This window comes from Acinetobacter wuhouensis (assembly GCF_001696605.3).
GTDB lineage: Bacteria > Pseudomonadota > Gammaproteobacteria > Pseudomonadales > Moraxellaceae > Acinetobacter > Acinetobacter wuhouensis.
Map to the genome: position 1 here is coordinate 1 of NZ_CP031709.1, position 22,805 is coordinate 22,805.

The window sequence follows — 22,805 nt, forward strand, 5'->3', positions numbered from 1 at the left end:
GCTGTTAGGCTCAAAATGCCCATTGTGACGAAGATTTTTTTCATAGTTCTAGCCTTATCGGTTGTAGAGTTATAACAGTATAACTCTACAAGTTTAAAAATAGAACAAGTTTACTAAAATCTAACCATTTCAACTGTTTTAAATGGTAAACAAAAAGATAACACTTTTATTATTAAGTATTCATATTCAATCACTTAATTGTAATTTTTTACTATTGAGTATAAAGGCTCGAAAGTTTATGCACGTATTGGGAATGCTTCAGCATACCCAATGCTAAGTAAAGCTTTGAGCAATCAACCGACTGTAGGTAAGGGCTACCGTTCTCGCAGGCACAGAGGGCGATAGTTAATTTATTTTGATTTTATGAATAATAATTAAGCGTGTGGTGATACCCTTTATTTAGGGTGATTTAGAGTTATAACTCTATGATATTTCAATAAATAGCAAAAAAAAGTTTTTGATTGTTATAGGGAAATTGTGAAATAGCGCACAAAGAAAAAGCCCCGATAGTCTTGCAACTATCGGGGCTATGTTCTATATTCTTCGGTACACAGTTATTTGATGCGGTAAACATCATCTAACGAAGATCATAAGGTTTGGCGACCGTTATGATTTCACCTGAAAGGCTTGTACCTGAACTCTATTATTGCATTTATATTAGATTTTGCAAGTCATACAATGAAAAAACTTCGTTAATTTAGTGTCTATTCGTATATCAAATAAGCGCATTGTTTATTTGCCGAGCTTCGTCTACTCCTGTGTTTTATAAAGCTTTATGTTTGTAAGTGCATTGCCTTAAATGGGTCAACAATGGCATAGAGTTTTAAAGACGGTTGGTGTAGCAGGAGGATACAAGTGACGGCAGTATCACCAACGCAAGAGTTAAGCACCTAGCCAGTGTAAAACGCCCGCTTGCTGATGAACGCACAATAGGCGGGGACGCAGGGAATACGCTAGGAACTGGCATAAATAAGACGTTGGGGAAACCCTCCTTGAGATTGCCGACCTAGTGAGTGAGCTAATGCGTGTGCAGGGGAGCTGTAAGGCTCTAAATACTCACTTGCTGTTATGCCCTTACATTGGCATACAGTGTCGATTGAAAGCGATGTCGGCTCCGACAGCAATGCTACAACGGCAATATTCAAGATAGCCATTTTAAGCAATTTTTTTGCTTAGGCTATCTAGGGTGAATATTGCCGAAATCTGCTCAATCTCACCAACCGCAAGGCGGTTGAAGCGAAGCGAAAACGACTAAGGTTGTGAGGTTGAAGCAGATAAGCGCCTCATTGTAATAGCGCCTATTTCCAGTACATATATAAGTATTGCTTATATATAGTTTTACTTATAAAGACTTTAAATAACAAACTATTAGAACAATAGAGAACAATTACAAAAGTATCTAAAATACCCCTTGATTGTTTTGTGAGTACAAATTAATATATGTATAAATAGTTAGGGAATATACCTATGATTAAATCTACTAAAGGTAAGACAAGATCAACAATGATTGGTAATCAAAACAGTGTTAAAGAAGTTGTCAAAGAAGATAGATTTCAAACACGTATGAACCATGAAGATAAGTTGAAACTTATTAAATTCTGCAAAGATAACAATTTAAGCCAAACAGATTTTTTAATTAATTCAATGGTCGATAAAGGCATTCTTCCTGAAAGCAGACGATCAGTAAAAACAACAGACAATACTTAATTTAAAGGAAAAGAACATGAGCAATAACACTGAAAAATTATCTAAAGTAATCGCATTGGTTAATCAGAAAGGCGGTGTATCTAAAACAACGACTTCAATTAATTTAGCTATGGGCTTATCTCTACGTGGGTATGACGTACTGTTAGTTGATGGTGACCCGCAAGCTAGTTCACTTGACTGGGCTACTGTACGTGAAGAAGCAGATATTGATTTAGGCTTTACTGTTATTGGTGTACCAAAAACCAACTTAGCCAAAGAGATTGCTAAAATTAAATCAAAATATGACTTTGTAATCACTGACAGCGCAGGCAGACAGTCAGAATTAACACGCCTTGCTATTGTAGCTTGTGACGTTGCGATCGTTCCAAATACGACAAGTCCATTGGATGCTTGGGCTACTAAAGAAACCTTAAAATCAATCAATGAAATTAAGGGCTATCGTGATTTTTCAGCTTACTTTTTATTGAGTGGCGTAAACCCACAAACTAAGGTCTTTAATGAGGTTAAAGAGTGGTTAGCTGAAAGTTACCCTTTACCAATTTTGGACACTAAGATTGCGTTACGAACTGCTTTTTCACGTTCATTGGGCGAGGGCTTGTCTATCTATGAATATAAAGATGATCATGGGAAACAGGATAAGAAAGCAATTGCCGAAGTCGATGCTTTAATTGATGAAATTTTACAACGTGAGGGAATGACTGAATGAAAGCACCTAAAGGCAATGCTACTGTGACCAGTAGCAATGCCCATATTGCAAATGAAAAGGCTCACATTGTTAATTCTTTGAACTTTGACAAAATTCAAAAAATTAAGATCAATCCCGATCTATACAAAAAGATCGAGAAAGTAGCGGATAAAAGAAAAGTCGTACTAGCAGATATTGCTAGATCGGCTTTGGACTTCTATTTAAACAATCCAAGTGCGCCATACAGTGAAGAATTAAGTAAGGGTAATTCTAAGCAATTAATCTACACCATTAATCACTTGTATGATGTGAAGATAAACAGCTTTAAGGCTGTTCATGGTATCAACCGAAGTGACCAAATTAGACAGGCATTATCGGCTTGGCTTATCAATGAAAACTTATTAAAGCTTGATGAAAATTAAGGGCTTGATATGAACCTAAATGATCTAAAAAATAAGGTGATCATAAATAATGAAATTGATCAAAAAAACTTTGATTACCTAATTACACAGGTAGATCAGGTTGCAATTGAGTACGCTATAAATGAATTGGAGAGCCAAAATAAGCGACCCTATCTATCTAATATTTTTAAGTTGCTAGAAATACCGCCCCGCCAATAAGTGGGGCTTATTTGTCTTTGGAGGGACTGACATGCAGAAAATTATAATCAGGGTACTTATCATCACTGGCTTTTTAATGCCTGCAATTATTATGTTCTTTTTCCCTAGCTTAACTGGGACTAAGTTTTTTTGGTTAAGTATGCTTGTATTCTGTTTTCTAATTTTGCGAATACGTGGAATTTTGCTACTTTTGGGCATTACTTATGCCAGTCTATCTTCTATGTTTTCCCGCCATTAAAACCGCCCTACCCTATTAATTAAAACCGTTTTAGCACGTATGGACTTGCAATTTCATTGCTTGGTCCATACTTGGCCAAAACTCTTACTGTGAAAAATCATATTCCGATGCTTGGTCAGAACTGCAAGTATGCAGTCTTGACCAGGCATCTACTTTATTGAATGATTTAAGTGGGTTATGAGTGCGGGGGAAATGTCAAAAAGGTCAGTCCATATTTTTTATAGTACCGCCAACTAAAGTTATAGGTATCCATTTAAAATCGTATCGTTCATAACTACCTTTTGCCCCATACCAATACAAGTGATAGTGCGCCCGCCTTAAATGTGGTCTGCGGTGTACTTTTGATGATTGTTTAGAATATTCAGTTAATTGATCATTTACGGCTTTAATCTGCTTAGACATTTCCTTGCCTGCAATAAAAGGCTTGTACTTTTGGGCTTCAAATAATCTAGGCACACGCTTTACGGTCTGAACGCCTACCCTTTCCTTATGGTTGTCAGGAAGCAATGGGACATAATCAGGCTTAGATAAACTGAACCAAAGCAAAATATTGATAAGTTGCTTTTGTAGGGATTGGTATTGATCTATTTCATTTTCATCTAATATTGAACGGTCATCATGAAATTCATCTATGAAATCTGATAAACAATCTTCTATAGCTTTTTCTTCATTGACTAATAAGACGATCGTTCGAGTTAAACCAGTATCAAGAAAAATCGTAGATACTAAAACTTTTTGATAGCAAAGTTCAGTTAAGGTAAATATCACTCCATAAATTTTAGATTGCTGAAAGTGCAAATCAAAATTATCAGTTTGAACGTAAATGCACAGCTCAGGAACATTGATCAAAAAGTTTGGCAAATTGCCCTCAAATTTACTTTTTGTTAGTTCAGTTGCTACCTCATTTTCAAATCTATAAATATTCTTTGTCAGCATCCAAGAACCGAGCGTGACCAGTTCACCAGTAGGACAAGGCAAATTATTGATTAGATGATCGGGAATTGCATCACCAACATTTAAACCTTTCTGCCAGTCTGGAGCATAGCAGTCTAAGCCTGCATATATCCAATCATCCCAAGTGACCAAAGAACTAATTTTTTTATCATCGTTTTTATACTTGATAGCCTTTGATTCAATCTTATTAAAGATACCCTTAAAACTTGCTTTCAAGTGTTGGCAACGTGCAGTAACGACCTTTAAAGGTATTGCAAATTCATTAGATAAGTTCGCCATGAAGCCCTGCCCTGCTTTTAATTAAGTAATTCTATAACACTATATCTAGTGCGGATCTCATACCTACTAGCCACTATATATAGTGTTTCTACTATCGCCCTCTATGCCTGCGAGAACGGTAGCCCTTGCCTACAGTCGGTTGATTGCTCAAAGCTTTACTTAGCATTGGGTATGCTGAAGCATTCCCAATACGTGCGTAAACTTTTGAGCTAATATTATACCTAAGTTGTATTGTACTCACAGATCATATTATGCGTATTAATGTTAATTAGTATAGCAGTAATAATAATTTCAAAAGTTTACATATATTGTTTTGTACTCACAAATCATTATATGTATAATGTATTTATTAAGTCGATTGGCGACTTAAATAATAGGTGATTAATTATGAACAATATTTTCACAAAGTTGGATACTAAAAAAATAGTTATTGAACTACTAAATGCTTTTGAAAAAGCAAACTTCGATTACTACTCAAGAGCCTATCTTGAAAGTCCAAAAGGTACATTTTGCGTGTCCTTTGGAAACTGTCAAATGCAAGATGCAAACATTATTACTATCTACATAGATAAAGCACCACATGAGTTTTATTTCACCCATGAACATTCCAATATTGCTGAAGCACATTACGAAGCAATTAATCTATTTAAACAAATTTTAGACTTTTACTTTACCTATCTAAAGCAAACATAAGTAAGCCCCGCAAGGGGCTTTTTTAATGCCTGCGGGCTTGGTTCAGATCGGGAGTGACCAAAACCACAGGAAAGGGAAACAACCCACTACAGCGAAAAATAAGAGCAATCAGGGCGCATAACGCTATTACATTAATTTACCTATATTGTTTTGTACTCACAAATCAATATAGGCATAATATATTTGTCAGGTCGATTGGCGATCTAATAAAAAAGGCTTTGAGTTATGACCAGTAAAGAACAACTTTCGTTAGAGTTGCCTATAGTTGAAACAGCTCAATCATACAAAGATATGAAAGGGCTATATAGCGTTGATATTTCCCATATATACCGCTTTTATATTCTCCTTAATTGGTATGGGGTACTAGAAAAAAGCAAAGTGATTAAAGTGGGCAGTGATGCAATTTTTGAATGTGATAATGAAATGATTGCAGATGAAATTTTAAATTGCATTCCGAGCTGTAAAAAAAGAAAGGTTTATCGAGTACCAAATTTTAACCCTATTTATTTTTCAGGAATAGATAAGCCATCGGTAAACCGTTGGAAGTTTTCAGTAGAAAGAAAACTAGGCTATGAAAAATCAATTTACTTTAGATCAGTTGCAAGCCGTTGGGATTATTAACCCCCCTGCCCTAGTCGCAACCCTGCGGGATTGCTTTGTAAGTCCCGCTTAGGGGCAAAGGGGAGTAGTTGCGGTTCTGCGGTCAGCTCGACAAAATCACAGATTTTGTCGGCTTCGCTTGAACCTTGCAACGGTAATCAGGGAGGGAAGAATTTTTATATTTCTTCAGTTCGCAAAGTAGACACTTTGCTCTATTGATACCGCCTAGAGTTTTACACTTGTTTACATATATTGTTTTGTACTCACAAATCAATTTAGGTATAATGTATTTATCAGGTCGATTGGCGATCTATCAATAAAACAGGTACTTAAATATGAAAACTCAAGTTTCACCCAAGACAGTTTTAAATCTAGTAGAAAATGTTTTGAGAACAAAAAAAAATGCCATGATCGTTATGCAGGGTATTTATTTAAAGAAAGGTAAAGCCGAAATATTCATCACGATTGGACAAGTTAAATTAATCACTGTGTTTTTTAAAGGTCGCACAGAGTTACTTTTAACCGCTTTAAAACATGACAGCATGAACGAAGCAGAACACCAAGCCAAAGACTTTATAGAACAAATTAACGAAGTTCTGGACGAAGTAGAGAAACGAAATTAAAAGAAGCCCCGCAAGGGGCTTTTTTAATGCCTGCGGGCTTGGTTCAGATCGGGAGTGACCAAAACCACAGGAAAGAGAAACAACCCGCTACAGCGCAAATCTGAAGCATTCAAGACACACAATAAAAATTACACTTGTTTACATATATTGTTTTGTACTCACAAATCAATTTAGGTATAATGTATTTATCAGGTCGATTGGCGACCTCATACAAAAGGTACTCGAAAATGAAAAATTTTACTCAAAATGAAAAAGGTCAAATGTTCTATGAGGGCAGTTTGGTTTTAACTGCTAAAGACGGTTCGGTTTTTTTTGTATCAACTGAAATGCTTGTATGTAAGGCGTATCGAGCAAAAGCAAAAAAACCATTTATCAATACTCGCTACAGAACAATTGAGCGTTTAAAACAAGCCGTTGGGGAAAGTATCCAATCATGTAATGCAAGATATGAGCAAAAATTACAGAACAAAGAAAAAACCGCAGAGCGTTTAAAAAAATTCCGTGAAGAACTACAGGTAGGCGATATTTTATCTACATGCTGGGGCTATGAACAAACCAACGTAGAATTTTATCAAGTGGTATCTAAGAAAGGCGCATTTTGTGAAGTTCGGGAAATTGCTAAACGCTCACATGATACGGCTTTTATGCAAAGTGAAGTATCACCAAAGCAAAACGAATTTATTGGCGAACCAATTAAAAAGAAAATTTTAGACGGCTATATCATGATCACAAGCTATATCAGAGCGACACCGCACGAATACGAAACACTAGCAACAGGCACAAAGGTTTATAAGCGCAGTTATGTTTCATCATACGCATAATTAAAAGAAGCCCCGCAAGGGGCTTTTTTAATGCCTGCGGGCTTGGTTCAGATCGGGAGTGACCAAAACCACAGGAAAGGGAAACAACCCGCTACAGCGCAAATCTGAAGCATTCAAGATACACAATAATAATTACACTTGTTTACATATATTGTTTTGTACTCACAAATCAATTTAGGTATAATGTATTTATCAGGTCGATTGGCGACCTCATACAAAGGAATTAAAAAATGACTGATTTAGTTTTGTTGACTGATGAAGAAATCGCAGACATGAGCTATGACAGCTTTAATAAAACCGACCTAGTTGCTATGCAGTCAATGCAAGAAAGCGAATTTCCACGCTATACAGTTGCAATGGCTCATACAATTTATGTATGGGAAAATATCTTATATCAAGAAGCAAGCCGATTATGTGAAAGCTATGACGGGGGAGTATGGGAAACTAAAAACGGCTTTTGGACTTTGCAATCTGATTCAATTTTTTATATGGAAAATGGATGGGACGAAGCGTTTAACCTGAATGCCCTAGAATTTTCAATTGTGGTAAATTTATTTGCATTGTCTAAAATTGCAATGATGACATACAGCTCAAAACCTGCAATCAATCGCAGAGCCGTTTTTTTTAGTGATTACATAAAAGACGTTATACATAAAAATAGGAATGTTTTAGATACTACAGCAATTTATAAATTGATTTATTAAAAGAGAAGAAGCCCCGCAAGGGGCTTTTTTAATGCCTGCGGGCTTGGTTCAGATCGGGAGTGACCAAAACCACAGGAAAGAGAAACAACCCGCTACAGCGCAAATCTGAAGCATTCAAGACACACAATAAAAATTACACTTGTTTACATATATTGTTTTGTACTCACAAATCAATTTAGGTATAATGTATTTATCAGGTCGATTGGCGACCTCTTATAAAAGGTGTACTGAAATGGGTAATAGATGCTTGATTGCTACAACGAAAAAAGATTTAGCTGTGTATCTACACTGGAATGGTGGAATTGAAAGCGTAGCACCATTTTTAAAATATTGTGAATTACAGGGGCATAGATCACCTGAAAGCGATAGTTACGGATGGGCTAGATTATGCCAAGTAATCGGGAACTTTTTCGGAGGTTCAAACTCAATAGGGATAAGCAAATATTATGAGAGTACCGAAGATAACGGCACATATTTTATTAAAAACTGGCGTGTGATTGGTCGTGAATTTAATGATATGGAAAGAATGAATGCAATGCTAAAAGACATTGATAGCCAACAACCAGTAGAAAGCCAGTTAGGAGAGTTTTTAGATTCAAGTGAAGTTTTAATCAGTGATTTAAAAGTCAATGATCAAGTGTTTGTCTTTTCGGGTGAGGGTTATAAAAAACTTACTGTTGTTGGTTTTGGGATAGATAAAGTTGTGAACGGTACGAATGTAAAAGGCTTACCGATCGTTTCATTATTTGAACGTGATGGAAAATATGATCACAATATAAATAATTATATAACAACCGAAACCGCCCATAGAGCGAATTAATAAAAAAGCCCCGCAAGGGGCTTTTTTAATGCCTGCGGGCTTGGTTCAGATCGGGAGTGACCAAAACCACAGGAAAGGGAAACAACCCGCTACAGCGCAAATCTGAAGCATTCAAGACACACAATAAAAATTACACTTGTTTACATATATTGTTTTGTACTCACAAATCAATATATGTATAATGTTTTTATTAAGTCGATTGGCGACTTAAATTAAAAAGGTATTGAATTATGAACGACCAAAATAACAATGATGCAATCAAAGCAGAACGCTTAAACCGTTATGAAGAACGCCAACAAAACCGCTTAGATCGTTATGAAGCTTTAGCTGATAAAGCAACAGTAAAAAGCACAGTATTGGCGACACGTTCAAATCAAATGGCTGAATGTATACCGTTTGGACAACCAATTTTAGTTGGTCATCATAGTGAAAAACGAGATAGAAACTTTCGTTCTAAAATTCACTCTATTATGGGTAAATCAGTTCAGGAAATGAAGAAAGCCGAATACTATCAAAATAAAGCTGATAGCGTAGGCAAGGGCGGTATTTCAAGTGACGACCCTAATGCAATAGAAAAACTTAAAAGCAAGCTTGAGAAGTTACAGCAGGCGCAGGAGTTAATGAAAAAGGCTAACAAGTTAATTAAAAAATTTCCCGAACACAATGCACGTTTAGAGGGATTAATTGAGCTAGGTTTTTCTAAAGAAAAAGCTATAGACGTATTAAATCCTAAATATGGCTCAATTGGTTTTGCAAGCTACTCACTTCAGAATAATAATGCAGAAATTAACCGATTGAAAAAGCGTATTGCAGAATTGCAAACACTTGAAAATAGAACTTCAAATGAAGTTGAGAACGATCTTTATAAATATACAGAATGCAAAATAGAAAATCGTTGCATGTTTATATTTGATGGTAAACCTACGGAGGAAATACGCCAAATTTTAAAAAGTAATGGTTTTAAATGGTCACCAAGTCGGGGCGCTTGGGTACGCCAGTTAAATGCAAATGGTATATACGCATCTAAACGAGTAATAAGCCTTATAGATCAATTATAGTAAAGTAAGCCCTGCGGGGCTTTCTTTGATTGTAAGTGAAAAAGTCGCCCGCAATTTTTTTGCGGGTGATATTCCAATGAAGCAAAAAAATTGCGGTTCATTGCGAATCAAATTTATGGATATGCAAAAAAGCATAGTCTTAACAGGTAAGAGCTAACATAAAGTTATTGAGGTCACTAATATGAATAATGCACAGTTCAAAATAGAATGCTTTAAGAATGGCTTATACAGTCGGGAACAGGTTATAGATTTTTATAATGTAGTCTATGAAGAAAATACAAAGTTCAATAAGCGTGATGCTCAATTATGGATGAATGGCAAAACTTCATATATCTATAAAATAGATCAAACAGCTATAGATATGATCAATATGTTAAATAAAATTAGAGCCGAACTAATTGCAGAAGAAAGCGAAAGAATCCAAAAAGGCAAACCAAGATACACTAAACTTTTTAAATCTGAAGTTGATTTATGGGCGGTACACAATGAACTTTTGAATCTACCATTAAACTTTTATAACTCAATATTGTTAGAGTTGAAAGTAACTGAATTAGATTACTATGAGAACATATAGCAAATGGAAAATTTTAATGAAAAACATTAAGTATAAATTTAAAATTCTGATGATAATTATTTTTACACTTGTAGGAATGTTGGCAGGGTATAACATTGGGAATTTTATAAGTAGCCACTGGTACAATGATCTTGGACAAACAAATCAAGGTTTTTACGAAATGATTAAAATATTTTTTAATGTAGCTTCAACTTTGCTATTCGGTACTGCCTGCTTATATATTTTTAAAGATGATATTAAAAACTAAACTCTAGGCGGTATCAATAGAGCAAAGTGTCTACTTTGCGAACTGAAGAAATATAAAAATTCTTCCCTCCCTGATTACCGTTGCAAGGTTCAAGCGAAGCCGACAAAATCTGTGATTTTGTCGAGCTGACCGCAGAACCGCAACTACTCCCCTTTGCCCCTAAGCGGGACTTACAAAGCAATCCCGCAGGGTTGCGACAAAATATAAGATATTTCAATTTTAGTCATTCAGCAGTAACACTTCCTGAATTATCAACTAAAGTGCTTTTTGATTTTTTTGCTTGTTCACGATCATTAATAAATTTGTCACCTGAAGCTTTCAAACTATCAAAATAACTTGGGTTATTTTTTGCATTTTCAATAGCACTTAAAAGCATCCCAGTGATAATGCCTTTATCTTCAGATGGGAAGTCTACCATTTCAAAAAGAGCGCCAATTGTAATAAGCTTGTGTTCACGTTTTTTTCGATCTTTAGCTTGTGCAACTTGGGCTTCTTTTTTTAAACCTGCAAGAAGTTTTTTTTCATCCTCCTTGATTTTTTCCAGTTCTAAACGAGCTTTATATTTTTTAAACTCATTTTTCATAATCCGTTCAAAAGAACTAATTTGCTGTTTCGTTGGCGTACCTGATTCAATGTTAGAAACTAAAGTTAAGATAATTTCTTCAGTTTGACTTTTGTTCTCAAGTTTTTTTAAACGATCAATTTCTTCAGTGACGAATTTTTTTTGATCTTCAGTAAATTTAAAATCCTCAATATTCATTTTCTCAATCCAAAAGTTATAAGGTGATCAAATAATATCACAATGAAAAATTAAAAAATCCACAAAAAATACAAAGCAACAAAAAACTATAAGAGTTCGCAAAGGCAATAGCACTGTCAATATTTTTCAGACTGAACGGAAGCCATAGGCTCACGGCTCATCTGAAAACATATTGATCAGCAAAAATCAAAAAAAACACACTAATCCTAAAGGGGGTGTAAACGAAGTGTCTACCCCCGATGACCCACTGGCGAAGTGTAGGGATTCATAAGGGAATTATTCCCTTATGTGGGGCTTGGGGTGAAACCCCATATCTATATAAAAATAAATTACAAAAAAAGCCAAAAATCAGCCCAAAAAACCGCTTTTAAAATCAATGCCTTGCATTGCTTTAAAATCGGACAAATGCAAGCATTTGTTTTGTCACTTGTAGCGAATATATAGAGAGGTTATCATGACTACAGCAGTAGGAATGCACGCTTACTCGTTTCTCTTACGAGAAACAAATATCTAAAAGCGAAAAAGGCAAAAATGGCTATCTATCACTTATCAGTTAAGAACGGAAATCAATACGGTTCTTCGGGAAGTCGAGGAGCAAGCCATTACGCCTATATAAATCGTGAAGGAAAATATAAAAGAGATGATTTAGAGTGCATTAAAAGTGGAAACTTGCCATCATGGGCAACTGATGCAAAACACTTTTGGAAGTCAGCAGATAAGAATGAAAGAATAAATGGTCGTATTTATAAAGAGTTAGAAATTTCATTACCTAGAGAACTGAATAAAGAACAAAGAGAAGAATTAGTACAGGAATTTGTAGAAAAAACATTAGGTGAAAACTTTACTTATTCTTATGCAATTCATAGTCCTTTAGCTAGTGACGGTGAACAGAACCCGCATGTTCATATTATGTTTTCTGAAAGAAAATTGGATGGAATAGAGCGTTCTGAAGTTCAGCATTTTAAACGCTATAATCCTGTAAATCCTGAAAAGGGCGGTGCTGTTAAACATCGTTTTTATAATTCTAAATTATTTGTGGTTGATACTCGATTAGACTGGGCTAACCATGTAAATGACTTTTGTGAAAAGCTAGGAATTGATGCACGTATTGATCATAGAAGCTTTAAAGAACAAGGCGTTGAACTGTCAAGCCAAAACTTTAGAGCTGATTATGTTAGCAGCCATAAATATCATATCAGTGAAAATATTAAGAAAATACGTCATCAAAATGGTGAGGTGATTATTGAGCGACCAAGTGAAGCAATCAAAGCCTTAACGTCAAACAAATCTGTATTTTCAGTGCGTGAATTAGAGCGTTTTTTAATGGCTCATACAGATGGTGAAGAACAATATTTAAAAGCTTACGAATCAGTAATAAATTGCCCTGATATGGCTACTTTGTATGGGAAAGATAAAGTCGTATTTTCCTCTAAAGAACTTGTTGGTATTGAAGAATCTATTTCAACATTTATCTATAATGCTAATGAAGAAAGTCGTATTCAGAAACCATTTAATCTAGTTGAGAAATTACCTTTAAATGCTGTACGAGTTGCTGAAACAAGAACATTTAATAGTGAGCAAGAAAAAGCATTCTATACCCTAACTTCTACTGATCGAATTACCTTGCTCAATGGTTCTGCGGGTACAGGTAAATCGTATGTTCTAAGTGCTGTTTCCGAAGCCTATAAAGATTCTGATTATCAAGTATACGGAATTGCATTGCAGGCAATTACAGCTAAAGCTATTGCTAATGACTGTAATATTCCAAGTAGTACAATTGCTTCTTTCTTATCTAAGTATGATAGCGGTAATTTAGAAATTAATAATAAAACTGTATTGATCTTAGATGAGGCAGGCATGGTCGGTTCAAGAGATATGCAGCGATTACTTATGCTTGTAGAAAAACACAATGCACAAATAAAATTAGTTGGTGATAGTTACCAGTTAAGTGCAGTAAGTGCGGGTCATGTATTTGCAAATATTCAAGATAACTTGGACAAGAAAAATATTGCTTCACTGGAAGATATACAACGTCAAAAAAATGCGAAAGAATCCGACAAGATGATTCAAGCATCTAAATATCTTTCTAAGCACCAAGTAGGAAAAGCAATAGATATTTATAAATCTATAAATATGGTTAATGAATATGAATCCCATGATTTAGCTTTGGCTAAAACTGTTAAGTCATGGAGTGATGATTCTAGTGAAAGTAAATTAATGCTTGCTCATTCTAATAGTGATGTAAACGAACTGAATAGAATGGCTAGAGCTTTACTTATTAAACAAGGAAAGCTTAATTCAGAAAGTGTTGCTTTGAAAAATTATCAAGGTGATATAGATATTTCTATCGGTGAAAAAATTGTATTTAAGCAAAACAATTCACAAATGAAAGTCAGTAATGGAGAACTAGCTGAAGTAATAGGTTTTGAAAAAGATAAATTTAATAGACCTAAAGCTATGATGGTACAGATGGAAAGTGATAGCAGACTTGTTAGAGTTGATTTAAAAGAATATGACCAGTTTAAACATGGCTATGCAAACACTATTCATTCATCGCAGGGTATGACTGTAGATAGTGCCTATATCATTGCTAGTGAAAATATGAATGCTAATTTAACTTATGTTGCTTTAACCCGACACAAACAAAATATTCAAATTAATTATAGTGCTTTAAGTTTTGCTACAAATGAAAAAGAAACTGTTAAAAATTCAGATGGTAAAATTTCTTACGACCATAATTACAAACCAGTAGAAAAAGAAATAACAGCTTTTGAAAACTTTAAAAAAGTAATTGGTCGTTCAGAAACTAAAGAGTTCTCTACAGATTTTACAGTTGTAGAATCTAAAGAAAATCTAATTAAGTCTTATCTAAATGATCATAGATTACATTTAGAAGATAAGCGGGAACTTTTTGGAATTAACAGTAAACTTTATTCATTAACCAGTGAAAATAAAACTTTCACTAAAGAAGAAATAGTTTCTGAAGTTAGAGCAAGTTTGAAATCTAAAGCTTTACTGGGTGACGAGATCGTTAAGTTTAACGGCAATATGAATATTGCAAAAGGTGAACTTGTGAAAATTACTAATGATTTTGAAATTAAAACAGGGCTATTTAGAAAAGCTACCTTTGAAAAAGGTACTGAATTAAAAGTTATTGATGCTTATATAGTTAAAGATAAGCCAGTAATGAAAGCACGAATTAGAAATGAAGAATACGAAATTCCTTTCAGCAAACTGAATCTTGAATATTCAGACAAATACTTTAACGAGTTTAAAGAACAGTCAAAAGCTAGATTTGATTCACGGCATAAAACTGAAGTTTACACAGAGTTTAGAGAACAACTTTTGAAGCAGAAAGCGAATGCACCAAAAGACAATTTGAATGCACCGAATCAGCGTATTAAGAACCCTAATACACCTAATAGAAATACACCTAAATATTAACTAAGGACTGTTTTATGAATAATTTTATAGTTAATGGAAATATAGTTAATCCTGAAGATGAAATATTGACTCAAGCTATTTTGCAAGAGTGTTATCAGAAAGGAACTAGACCTATTTGCGCTTGTTTACCACAAAAACATATTGAAATGTATATCGCTAAGATTGGCGATAATTTTGTTTTAAAGCGTATGCCCAACAGTGCAGATCAGCACGACTTTAGTTGCCTAAGCTATGAGCCACCTACTGAAATTTCAGGATTGGGTGAAGTCATGGGGGAAGCTATTAAGACAGATGAATCGGGGACAAGTGTTTTAAAGTTTGATTTCAGTTTGTCAAAAAGCAATTTATCAAAACAAGCGCCTACGCCTAGTGATACGCCCAAAGATACTGTGAAAGCTGAAACAACAAAGTTGACCTTAAAAGGGACGTTAGATTACTTGCTTGAAGAAGCTTTATTGAACCGTCACCAACCGAATATGAAGCATAATTGGTTTCAATTTCGCAAGGCATTAAAAATAGCCTTGAACGATAAAAAGAATAAAAAAGATGATTTAAGCGGATTGGTTTATATCCCTGAATATTACGACCAAACTAAACATAATGAGATTGAAGCCCGCAGAAAATCAGAGTTAGCAGACCTGAAAGTTAAAGGGAATAAACGCCCATTAAAAATATTTATTGGTGTGATTAAGTCTATTGATGATGCACGTTTTGATGGGGGTAGAATCATTCTAAAACATGCCCCTACATTGCATTTATTTATGGATGCAAAAATGTATAGCCAAGTTAATAAACGCTTTGAAGCAGAGCTGGAGCAAGCCCATTATCAAGATGATGTAAGCCTATTGGCGATTGGAACTTTTGGATTTGCAGACAGTGGCATTGCAAAGATTGAAGAAATAGCTCTAGTGCCTTTAAATCAAACTTGGCTACCATTTGAGAGTTTAGGTGAAAAAGAACTATTAGACACGCTCACAATGCAAAATAGATCATTTATTAAATGCCTGCGATATAACCTAAGTCCGAAAAGTCCAATTGCAAACGTATTGCTTACAGATACCAACCCACCAACGGCATTTTACTTGATCAATGATCAGACTGAAGATTCTTATATTGCTGAAGCAAAGGAATTGATTGCATCAAGTGAGTTCACTTCAATTCTGGTCAATGTAGATCGGGACGTTGTGGACATACCACCACCTGAAAATAAGCCATTGTTAGGCTATAACAATTACACTGACACCGCAGTTAATAATTAAGGATTCATACATGGATTACCAAGAACAGGAACAATTTAAAATTTTTACAGGCTTTGTCGCTTTTCTAATAGCTGTTTTTTGCTTTCTAGTATGGAAAGGTTCAAGTGCAGTGGGCTTAGACTTTGCAACTGGCATGAGGTCTAGTGTTGGTTTAATTGCTTTGGTAGTGGCGGTGTACTTCGCTATCAAATGGGATATACCTAAAGCTATACTTTTCCCTGCTGTAGCATTTTATTGGTTGTGTGCCTGTTCCCTGCATTGAATTACTACGCACTTGAAGCATCGGAAAAGTCATTTAATCATACGACTAATTTTTTAGGTCAACCAGTACAAGAATTTTCGGCAACTACAATAACCGTTATGTGGGGCATGTGGTATATGAAAGCTGTTTACATGATCATAGCGGGCTTAATTGGTTTTGGTTTACAACGTGCCTTATATCCTGAAGAAAACTATTTTTAAGCGATATTATGTAGCAACCGCACAATAATTATAACGATTTCAGCTTTGTGCCGATTAATACGATCTTCCTTACGACTTTTAGGTCGAATATAACCATTTACATATGCACCATCCATGTAAACCTCAACTGAGAGCGATTCATCGTTACGTTGCTCTATTAAAGTACGAGCCTTAGCCGATAATAGAAAATGTTGCTTAGATTCTTTTTTTATAAAATCACCCTATATAATTTTATACTCTGTACACGACAAATTTCACAGAACCCTTATCCTATCAGGCTTCTGCCTTCTTAAAATTGCCAAAATCTCCTTAAACTCTTCTTTTTTCCCAAAACCAATTAAACGCTGAATCGCCATTTGAACATAGTCTAAACCATAGCGAAATAAACTCATTGAGAGTCGTCCATGCTTCTTTATTTTTATCGCTTTTTTTTGATCATGTTGCCATTCACCCGTTAAGTAACACCAACAGAAGCTTATAGCTAACACCGCAATCAATTTTTTCACTCGTCTAGCGTCTGTCAAGCGCGTATTTTCAAGATTAAACCCGCGTCCTTTGAGACAACTGAATAAGGTTTCAATTTCCCAGCGTAATGCATAATCCTGAATAGCATTGGCATTAAACTGAGGAGAAACGACGAGTAAAAGCTCTCCATTTTCTAACTGTAGTGCACTTATATATAGTTTCACCCGACCAACCAAAATCCGTCGTTTACGACATTCAATTTGACCAACTTGAAGATGGCGAAATAAATCACTAATTTTATGATTCTTTCCTAAATGATTGGTGACAATGAAGTTTTTTTAACACGAATGCAGAAGTTGATGTCTTGTTCAATTAACCATGTAAACCACTGCTCACCGATAAACTCTCTGTCTGCGAACACATTCACAATACGGTCTTTACCAAAAATGGCTATAAAGCGTTGAATCAAAGCAATGCGCTCTTTCGTATCTGAATTTCCACGTTTATTAAGTAATGTCCAAAGGATAGGTATCGCTATTCCACGATAAACGATCGCAAGCATCAGGATATTAATATTTCGTTTTCCCCATTTCCAATTGGTTCTATCTAAAGTCAGTTGCACTTTGTCGAATGAAAACATATTGAAAATCAACTGAGAAATTTGACGATAATCAAAATACTGACCTGCAAAGAAGCGCTGCATACGTCGATAAAATGATTGTGGTAAGCACTTGATGGGCAAGGCTTTAGATGCAGAAGAAAGATTACATGTTTGCTTTAAAATAATCACAAGCATGATGAGCGCAAAGCACTTTAAATGTGACTTGTTCCATTTTAGATATTTGTTTAAGATAAGATATAGCTCATTGAGATGTGTCATAGTATTCGTCGTTAGAAAACAATTATTATGACATTATTTCAATGAGTTATCTATTTTTGTCGTGTACAGAGTTGAATGTTGATGAATTGAAAAAAGGCGCATTATGCAATTTCGGTTTCAACTTAAACTTGGCATTATGCAGATAAATTATTTTGAGTGAGAGTCACATGGCACAAGGACTATTGGCTGGAAAGCGTTTTTTAGTAGCGGGTATTGCAAGTAAATTATCAATTGCATTTGGTATTGCTCAAGCACTTCACCGTGAAGGTGCGGAACTTGCGTTTACATATCCAAATGAAAAACTGAAAAAACGTGTAGATGAATTTGCAGCACAATTTGGCTCAACGATTGTTCTACCATGTGATGTGGCTGTCGATGCTGAAATTGAACAAACTTTTGTTGAATTGGCAAAACACTGGGATGGTTTAGACGGTGTGGTGCATTCGATTGGTTTTGCACCAGCACATACATTAGATGGTGACTTTACCGATGTGACAGATCGTGATGGTTTTAAAATTGCGCATGACATTAGTGCCTATAGCTTCGTTGCGATGGCACGTGCGGCAAAACCGTTATTACAAGTGCGCCAAGGCTGTTTATTGACTTTGACGTATCAAGGTTCTGAGCGTGTAATGCCAAACTACAATGTGACGGGTATGGCGAAAGCATCATTAGAAGCGGGCGTACGTTACTTGGCTTCTAGCTTGGGTGCAGAAGGGATTCGTGTGAATGCGATTTCAGCTGGTCCGATCCGTACTTTGGCGGCATCAGGTATTAAATCGTTCCGTAAAATGCTAGACGTAAACGAAAAAATTTCACCACTTAAACGTAATGTGACCATTGAAGATGTGGGGAATGCTGCATTATTCCTTTGCTCACCTTGGGCAAATGGTATTACGGGTGAAATCATGTATGTCGATGCAGGTTTCAATACTGTGGGGATGAGCCCAGACTTGATGCTCGATGACTAATTAGATTGATTCAAATCATATGACAAAGCCGCTTTTATAGCGGCTTTGTTTTTCAAGATTGTGAGATCTTCAAATTATAAAGTTGGGGTTAAGGCGGCGCGAAGCGTCCGCCTTAAATGAGTTGTTAGATTACTTTGTTGTACCCACAGTGCGATAGTTGCAGCACACGCAAAATTGAATCGAATCCTGAATATCAGGAATGGGGCAGAGATTATCAACTGCCGACTTATATTACCGATAACCTTTCAAAGACATTGCGAGATTATCAGGAAGTTGCCATCAAGCACTTTATTTGGCTATTTGAGCAAGACCACAATCAAGCAAAGCACTTACTGTTCAATATGGCGACAGGTACAGGTAAGACGCTCACAATGGCTGCTGCTATTCTGTATCTATATCAAAAAGGCTACCGCAATTTTGTATTCTTGGTACACCAATTGCAAATTAAAAATCAGGCGGTAAAAAACTTCACCGATTATAAATTTGCCAAATATCTATTTAATCCGAAAGGGGTTAAATTAAACGGTAAAACCATTAATATTCGTGCAATTGATCGGTTTCAGGATGCCCAAAAAGATGCGATTAACTTCATGTTTTTCAGCACCGCACTTTTATACAACCGCCTAACAGAAGACAAGGAAAATAGCTTAACTGCTCAGGATTTTGCGGATAATGCTGTTGTTGTGATTGCGGATGAAGCACACCGTTTAAACGTGGATACACGCAAAAAACTCAAGAAAACTGAAGAAGAAGATATTCGTAATTGGGAAACGGCAGTTCAATCGGCAATCTATGCTCGTCCTGATAATTTACTGTTAGAGTTTACCGCTACCGTAGATTTAGAAAATCCACTCATCCATAAAAAATACCGTGATAAGTTGATTCATCGTTACGATTTTCTGCAATTTAACAAAGATGGGTACAGCAAAGAAGTCGGCTTTCTTTATAACGAAGAAACACAGATTGAAGATCAAAAGCGGTTATTGGTCATCAATGCAGTCGTGATGAGTGAGTACCGCAGATTACTCGCTGAACGAGAAATGAATGTTCAGGTTAATCCCATTATTTTGATTAAATCAACCAAAATTGCCAAAAGTGAAGAAGATCGAGATTTTTTCCATAAGGTGATCAGCTCACTAAAAGTAAGTGATTTAGATCATTTAAAAAAATTAGGTGTAGGCACACAGCAATCGCTCGTAGAAATAGATCGAAACCGCTTTATTAATCAAATGTTTAGTTGGCTTGGTTCACGAAAATCAGGGTTGTTATCCTCCCAAGACCCTGATGGCTTAAATGCGTTTATTGCTGAAATTAAAATGCGTTTCCGTGAAGATAACAGCATGACGTATAACAGTCAAAAAAAAGAAAAAGCGGATTTACTCCCACTACTCGATAGTCCAAGAAACGTGATTCGAGCAATTTTTTCTGTCAACGCACTGAATGAGGGTTGGGATGTACTCAGCCTATTTGACATTATTCATTTTGATATTTCAGAATCTAAAAAAGTATCGCTACAAGATATTCAGCTTATTGGTCGTGGTGCAAGGTTGTGTCCATATAAATTACCGAGATCCTATAAGATTTCTCAAAATGGTGGGCTGTTTGATGAAGAACATAGTTATGAGTTCGACCCATTCAAGCGTAAATTTGATAATGCACCGTATGAGCATGGGCGTATTTTAGAAACTTTCTTCTACCACTTTGTTAAAACAGGGACTTTTTTAGATAACCTACAATATGCCTTACTTGATGAAGGTATTGTCAATAAGAGCATGGAAAAACGGACGATTAAGCTCAAGTCTGAATTTCTCAACAGTGAAACCTATAAAAAAGGTTTTGTATTGGTCAATCAACAGTTATACCGCAGTAAAACAACGGATACGGAGATTGATGCCACTTTTAAAAGGGAAATCAAAGCCAGTACCTACCGACTTTATACAAGAAGTTTAACGGATAAAGAGCAAAATAATATTCAGGCAGGGATTCAGTATAAAACCATTCATTTAACCGATGAATACTTTTCCCCGTTAATTATCCGCAAGGCATTAATGTCAGCAGAAAACAATTTCTTTCGATTTAATAATCTGAAAAATCACATTGTTGGGATAAAAAGTATTGATGAATTGATCGAAAAGTATCTACCTTTATATGAAATTAAATATTCGTATTCAGAAGGTAAGGACATTAACCAACTTGAAGCGCATGAAAAACTGCAATTATTGGTCGGTGTGATTTTACCCGAAGTGCGTAAAGCCATAGATCGGCACATGCCACAGATTACAGGAAGTCATATTTTTAGACCTAAATCACTATCCTCCATCTTTCAGCAAGAAAAGAACATCTACTTGGTTTCGTTCCCTATCCAAGATTCAGATGGTGAAACGAGTGATCATGCACCTGATGAACGTGCAAAACCACAGTCAAGCCATGACAACCCCGATCTACAGTTTGATGTTGAAACTGCCGATTGGTACGCCTACAGTGAAAACTATGGCACAAGTGAAGAAAAACGCTTTGTTAAGTTTGTTGCAACTCAAATTGACGAGCTTAAATCACGCTACAAGGGTGCAGAGATTTACCTGATACGGAATGAACTCGATTATTGGTTGTTTAGCCCTAAAGATGGTCGTAGATTCAGCCCTGACTACATGCTGATCATTAATGATGCTGAAAATAGTGAAATGTACTATCAATGCTTAATTGAGCCTAAAGGTGGTCATTTGCTTGAAAAGGATACTTGGAAAGAGGAAGTATTGATTAGTTTGGATGATGAAAGCCAAATTGTTTTTGATGCAGATCAAGATGATTCACAAAACTATGTTGAGTTCTTAAATGAAGTTAAAGAGCATGGTTATAAGGAAGTTAAATGTTTAGGCTTCAAATTCTACAATACCGAACCACGATCTGAATCAGATTTTGCTATTGATTTTCACAATAGGATGCCGAGTTAATCTAGGTTTCTCACTGTAACCTGCTGATTATTATCTTTTTGTGAAGTTGCTACATAATATTTTTTTTAAGATCATTGAATAAAAAAGCCAGCTCTATACTGGCTTTTTTATTGCTTAAAATTATATTCCGATGCTTGGTCAAAACTGCAAGTATGCAGTCTTGACCAGGCATCTACTTTATTCAAAAGATTTAGTAAGTTACTAAAGCTATTTTTTTGTCAAAAAGGTCAATCAGATTGTAGATCAATTTGCTTTGAATACTTATTCCTATATCGAGTTAAAGTCATATAGGACACACCATAATCTTTAGCTATTTGAGTAAAAGAGTATGAATCATCCTTGTTTTTAAGGGTCTGAATTAACTCATTTAATTTTTCACCTTCAATAGCAGGCGATCTTCCCTTGTATTTACCTTTCTTTTTTTTGGCTAACTTTATGCCTTCAGCTTGATTCTCTTTGAGTATCCCTCTTTCCAGTTCAGCTACAGCGCCTAAAACATGAAGTTGGAACTTGTCAAATTTGTCATCGGAATTGGGGGTGAAGTTCAGATTGTTTTTAATAATAGCTACTGATACGCCTTTGCTGTTTAGTTTCTGAATGATGGTCACAAGATCAATTAAACTTCGTGCCAGTCTAAAAACATCATGTGCGTACACAATATCGCCAGTACGGACATAATCGAGCATTTCCTGAAGTGCAGGGCGCTTGGCAGTTTTTCCGCTAAAGTGATCAATGAAAACTTTATCTAATTTAAATGGTAAATCGTGAAGCTGTCTTTCAGGGTTTTGGTCTTTGGTTGATACACGAACATAACCCACCCTTTGAAAAGGCGTGTTGTTAATTTGATCTTCAATATCTAAATTATCTGTTTTCATTTTGACTCTAACAAAACTCTATAACCTCAATGTTATATCACATTAGATTAACAAAATAACCCTATTGTTATAGGGTTTTTGGGGGGTATTACTGTATAACAATAGGGTATACCCT

The 22,805-nt window shown here is 35.5% G+C and carries 22 protein-coding genes; 18 read left to right on the plus strand and 4 right to left on the minus strand.

The window, feature by feature from the left end; genetic code table 11:
* The first annotated feature begins 1,467 nt into the window (after positions 1–1,467).
* The 3 genes from BEN71_RS00010 to BEN71_RS00020 are packed head-to-tail and all read left to right on the plus strand — an operon-like array spanning position 1,468 to position 2,814.
* Positions 1,468–1,707, plus strand: coding sequence for a hypothetical protein (locus BEN71_RS00010; protein ID WP_005000443.1), 240 nt, complete (start codon positions 1,468–1,470; stop codon positions 1,705–1,707).
* Between the two features lie 16 nt (positions 1,708–1,723).
* Positions 1,724–2,413, plus strand: a complete 690-nt coding sequence (gene parA, locus BEN71_RS00015) for a ParA family partition ATPase (RefSeq protein WP_005000446.1) — start codon at positions 1,724–1,726, stop codon at positions 2,411–2,413.
* Positions 2,410–2,814: a hypothetical protein gene (locus BEN71_RS00020; RefSeq protein WP_005000449.1), complete on the plus strand. Its 405-nt coding sequence runs from the start codon at positions 2,410–2,412 to the stop codon at positions 2,812–2,814. Before parA ends, BEN71_RS00020 begins: the two co-directional genes overlap by 4 nt.
* A gap of 640 nt (positions 2,815–3,454) precedes the next feature.
* Here BEN71_RS00020 and BEN71_RS00035 read toward each other — a convergent pair.
* On the minus strand, positions 3,455–4,483 hold the full coding sequence (locus BEN71_RS00035; RefSeq protein WP_005000195.1) for a hypothetical protein: 1,029 nt from the start codon (positions 4,481–4,483) through the stop codon (positions 3,455–3,457).
* Between the two features lie 387 nt (positions 4,484–4,870).
* Between BEN71_RS00035 and BEN71_RS00040 the strand changes: the two genes are divergently transcribed.
* The 9 genes from BEN71_RS00040 (at position 4,871) to BEN71_RS00080 (ending at position 10,623) form a co-directional block, all read left to right on the plus strand.
* Entirely contained in the window at positions 4,871–5,176 is a 306-nt protein-coding gene (locus BEN71_RS00040) for a hypothetical protein (RefSeq protein WP_068974468.1), read from the plus strand.
* A gap of 225 nt (positions 5,177–5,401) precedes the next feature.
* Positions 5,402–5,797 (plus strand): hypothetical protein, encoded by a 396-nt coding sequence (locus tag BEN71_RS00045; RefSeq protein ID WP_068974469.1) that lies wholly within the window; start codon positions 5,402–5,404, stop codon positions 5,795–5,797.
* Positions 5,798–6,111: 314 nt separating this feature from the next.
* Complete coding sequence (locus BEN71_RS00050) at positions 6,112–6,399, plus strand: hypothetical protein (protein ID WP_068974470.1); 288 nt, start codon at positions 6,112–6,114, stop codon at positions 6,397–6,399.
* Between the two features lie 227 nt (positions 6,400–6,626).
* Positions 6,627–7,220 (plus strand): hypothetical protein, encoded by a 594-nt coding sequence (locus tag BEN71_RS00055; protein ID WP_068974471.1) that lies wholly within the window; start codon positions 6,627–6,629, stop codon positions 7,218–7,220.
* A 230-nt stretch (positions 7,221–7,450) separates the two neighbouring features.
* On the plus strand, positions 7,451–7,924 hold the full coding sequence (locus tag BEN71_RS00060) for a hypothetical protein (protein WP_015060716.1): 474 nt from the start codon (positions 7,451–7,453) through the stop codon (positions 7,922–7,924).
* A gap of 232 nt (positions 7,925–8,156) precedes the next feature.
* Entirely contained in the window at positions 8,157–8,744 is a 588-nt protein-coding gene (locus tag BEN71_RS00065; protein WP_068974472.1) for a hypothetical protein, read from the plus strand.
* Between the two features lie 230 nt (positions 8,745–8,974).
* Positions 8,975–9,802, plus strand: coding sequence for a DUF3560 domain-containing protein (locus BEN71_RS00070; protein ID WP_004999738.1), 828 nt, complete (start codon positions 8,975–8,977; stop codon positions 9,800–9,802).
* Positions 9,803–9,983: 181 nt separating this feature from the next.
* On the plus strand, positions 9,984–10,376 hold the full coding sequence (locus BEN71_RS00075; protein ID WP_068974473.1) for a hypothetical protein: 393 nt from the start codon (positions 9,984–9,986) through the stop codon (positions 10,374–10,376).
* Between the two features lie 16 nt (positions 10,377–10,392).
* A complete protein-coding gene (locus BEN71_RS00080) occupies positions 10,393–10,623 on the plus strand; it encodes a hypothetical protein (RefSeq protein WP_004999733.1) in 231 nt (76 codons plus the stop codon).
* Between the two features lie 223 nt (positions 10,624–10,846).
* Here BEN71_RS00080 and BEN71_RS00085 read toward each other — a convergent pair whose 3' ends face one another.
* A complete protein-coding gene (locus BEN71_RS00085) occupies positions 10,847–11,383 on the minus strand; it encodes a conjugal transfer protein TraD (protein ID WP_004993229.1) in 537 nt (178 codons plus the stop codon).
* Positions 11,384–11,914: 531 nt separating this feature from the next.
* Between BEN71_RS00085 and BEN71_RS00090 the strand changes: the two genes are divergently transcribed.
* The 4 genes from BEN71_RS00090 to BEN71_RS19280 are packed head-to-tail and all read left to right on the plus strand — an operon-like array spanning position 11,915 to position 16,548.
* The gene (locus BEN71_RS00090; protein ID WP_068974474.1) at positions 11,915–14,827 is read left to right on the plus strand and encodes an AAA family ATPase; all 2,913 of its coding nucleotides are present in this window, start codon (positions 11,915–11,917) and stop codon (positions 14,825–14,827) included.
* Between the two features lie 14 nt (positions 14,828–14,841).
* Positions 14,842–16,086, plus strand: a complete 1,245-nt coding sequence (locus BEN71_RS00095; protein WP_068974475.1) for a DUF1173 family protein — start codon at positions 14,842–14,844, stop codon at positions 16,084–16,086.
* A 10-nt stretch (positions 16,087–16,096) separates the two neighbouring features.
* Positions 16,097–16,348: a hypothetical protein gene (locus tag BEN71_RS19275; RefSeq protein WP_068974476.1), complete on the plus strand. Its 252-nt coding sequence runs from the start codon at positions 16,097–16,099 to the stop codon at positions 16,346–16,348.
* Entirely contained in the window at positions 16,345–16,548 is a 204-nt protein-coding gene (locus BEN71_RS19280) for a hypothetical protein (RefSeq protein WP_227542587.1), read from the plus strand. The genes BEN71_RS19275 and BEN71_RS19280 overlap by 4 nt, the downstream gene beginning before the upstream one ends.
* 254 nt (positions 16,549–16,802) lie before the next feature.
* Here BEN71_RS19280 and BEN71_RS00105 read toward each other — a convergent pair.
* Positions 16,803–17,893 (minus strand): IS4-like element ISAba1 family transposase gene (locus BEN71_RS00105; RefSeq protein WP_100249713.1). Its coding sequence is split into 2 segments (ribosomal slippage): positions 16,803–17,353 and positions 17,353–17,893, totalling 1,092 coding nucleotides; the frame shifts between segments, so codons are not numbered across the junction.
* Between the two features lie 167 nt (positions 17,894–18,060).
* Between BEN71_RS00105 and BEN71_RS00110 the strand changes: the two genes are divergently transcribed.
* Complete coding sequence (locus BEN71_RS00110; RefSeq protein WP_068974457.1) at positions 18,061–18,864, plus strand: enoyl-ACP reductase FabI; 804 nt, start codon at positions 18,061–18,063, stop codon at positions 18,862–18,864.
* A gap of 134 nt (positions 18,865–18,998) precedes the next feature.
* A complete protein-coding gene (locus tag BEN71_RS00115) occupies positions 18,999–21,815 on the plus strand; it encodes a DEAD/DEAH box helicase family protein (protein WP_227542588.1) in 2,817 nt (938 codons plus the stop codon).
* Positions 21,816–22,042: 227 nt separating this feature from the next.
* Here BEN71_RS00115 and BEN71_RS00120 read toward each other — a convergent pair whose 3' ends face one another.
* A complete protein-coding gene (locus BEN71_RS00120) occupies positions 22,043–22,690 on the minus strand; it encodes a recombinase family protein (RefSeq protein ID WP_068974459.1) in 648 nt (215 codons plus the stop codon).
* Positions 22,691–22,805: the final 115 nt, after the last annotated feature.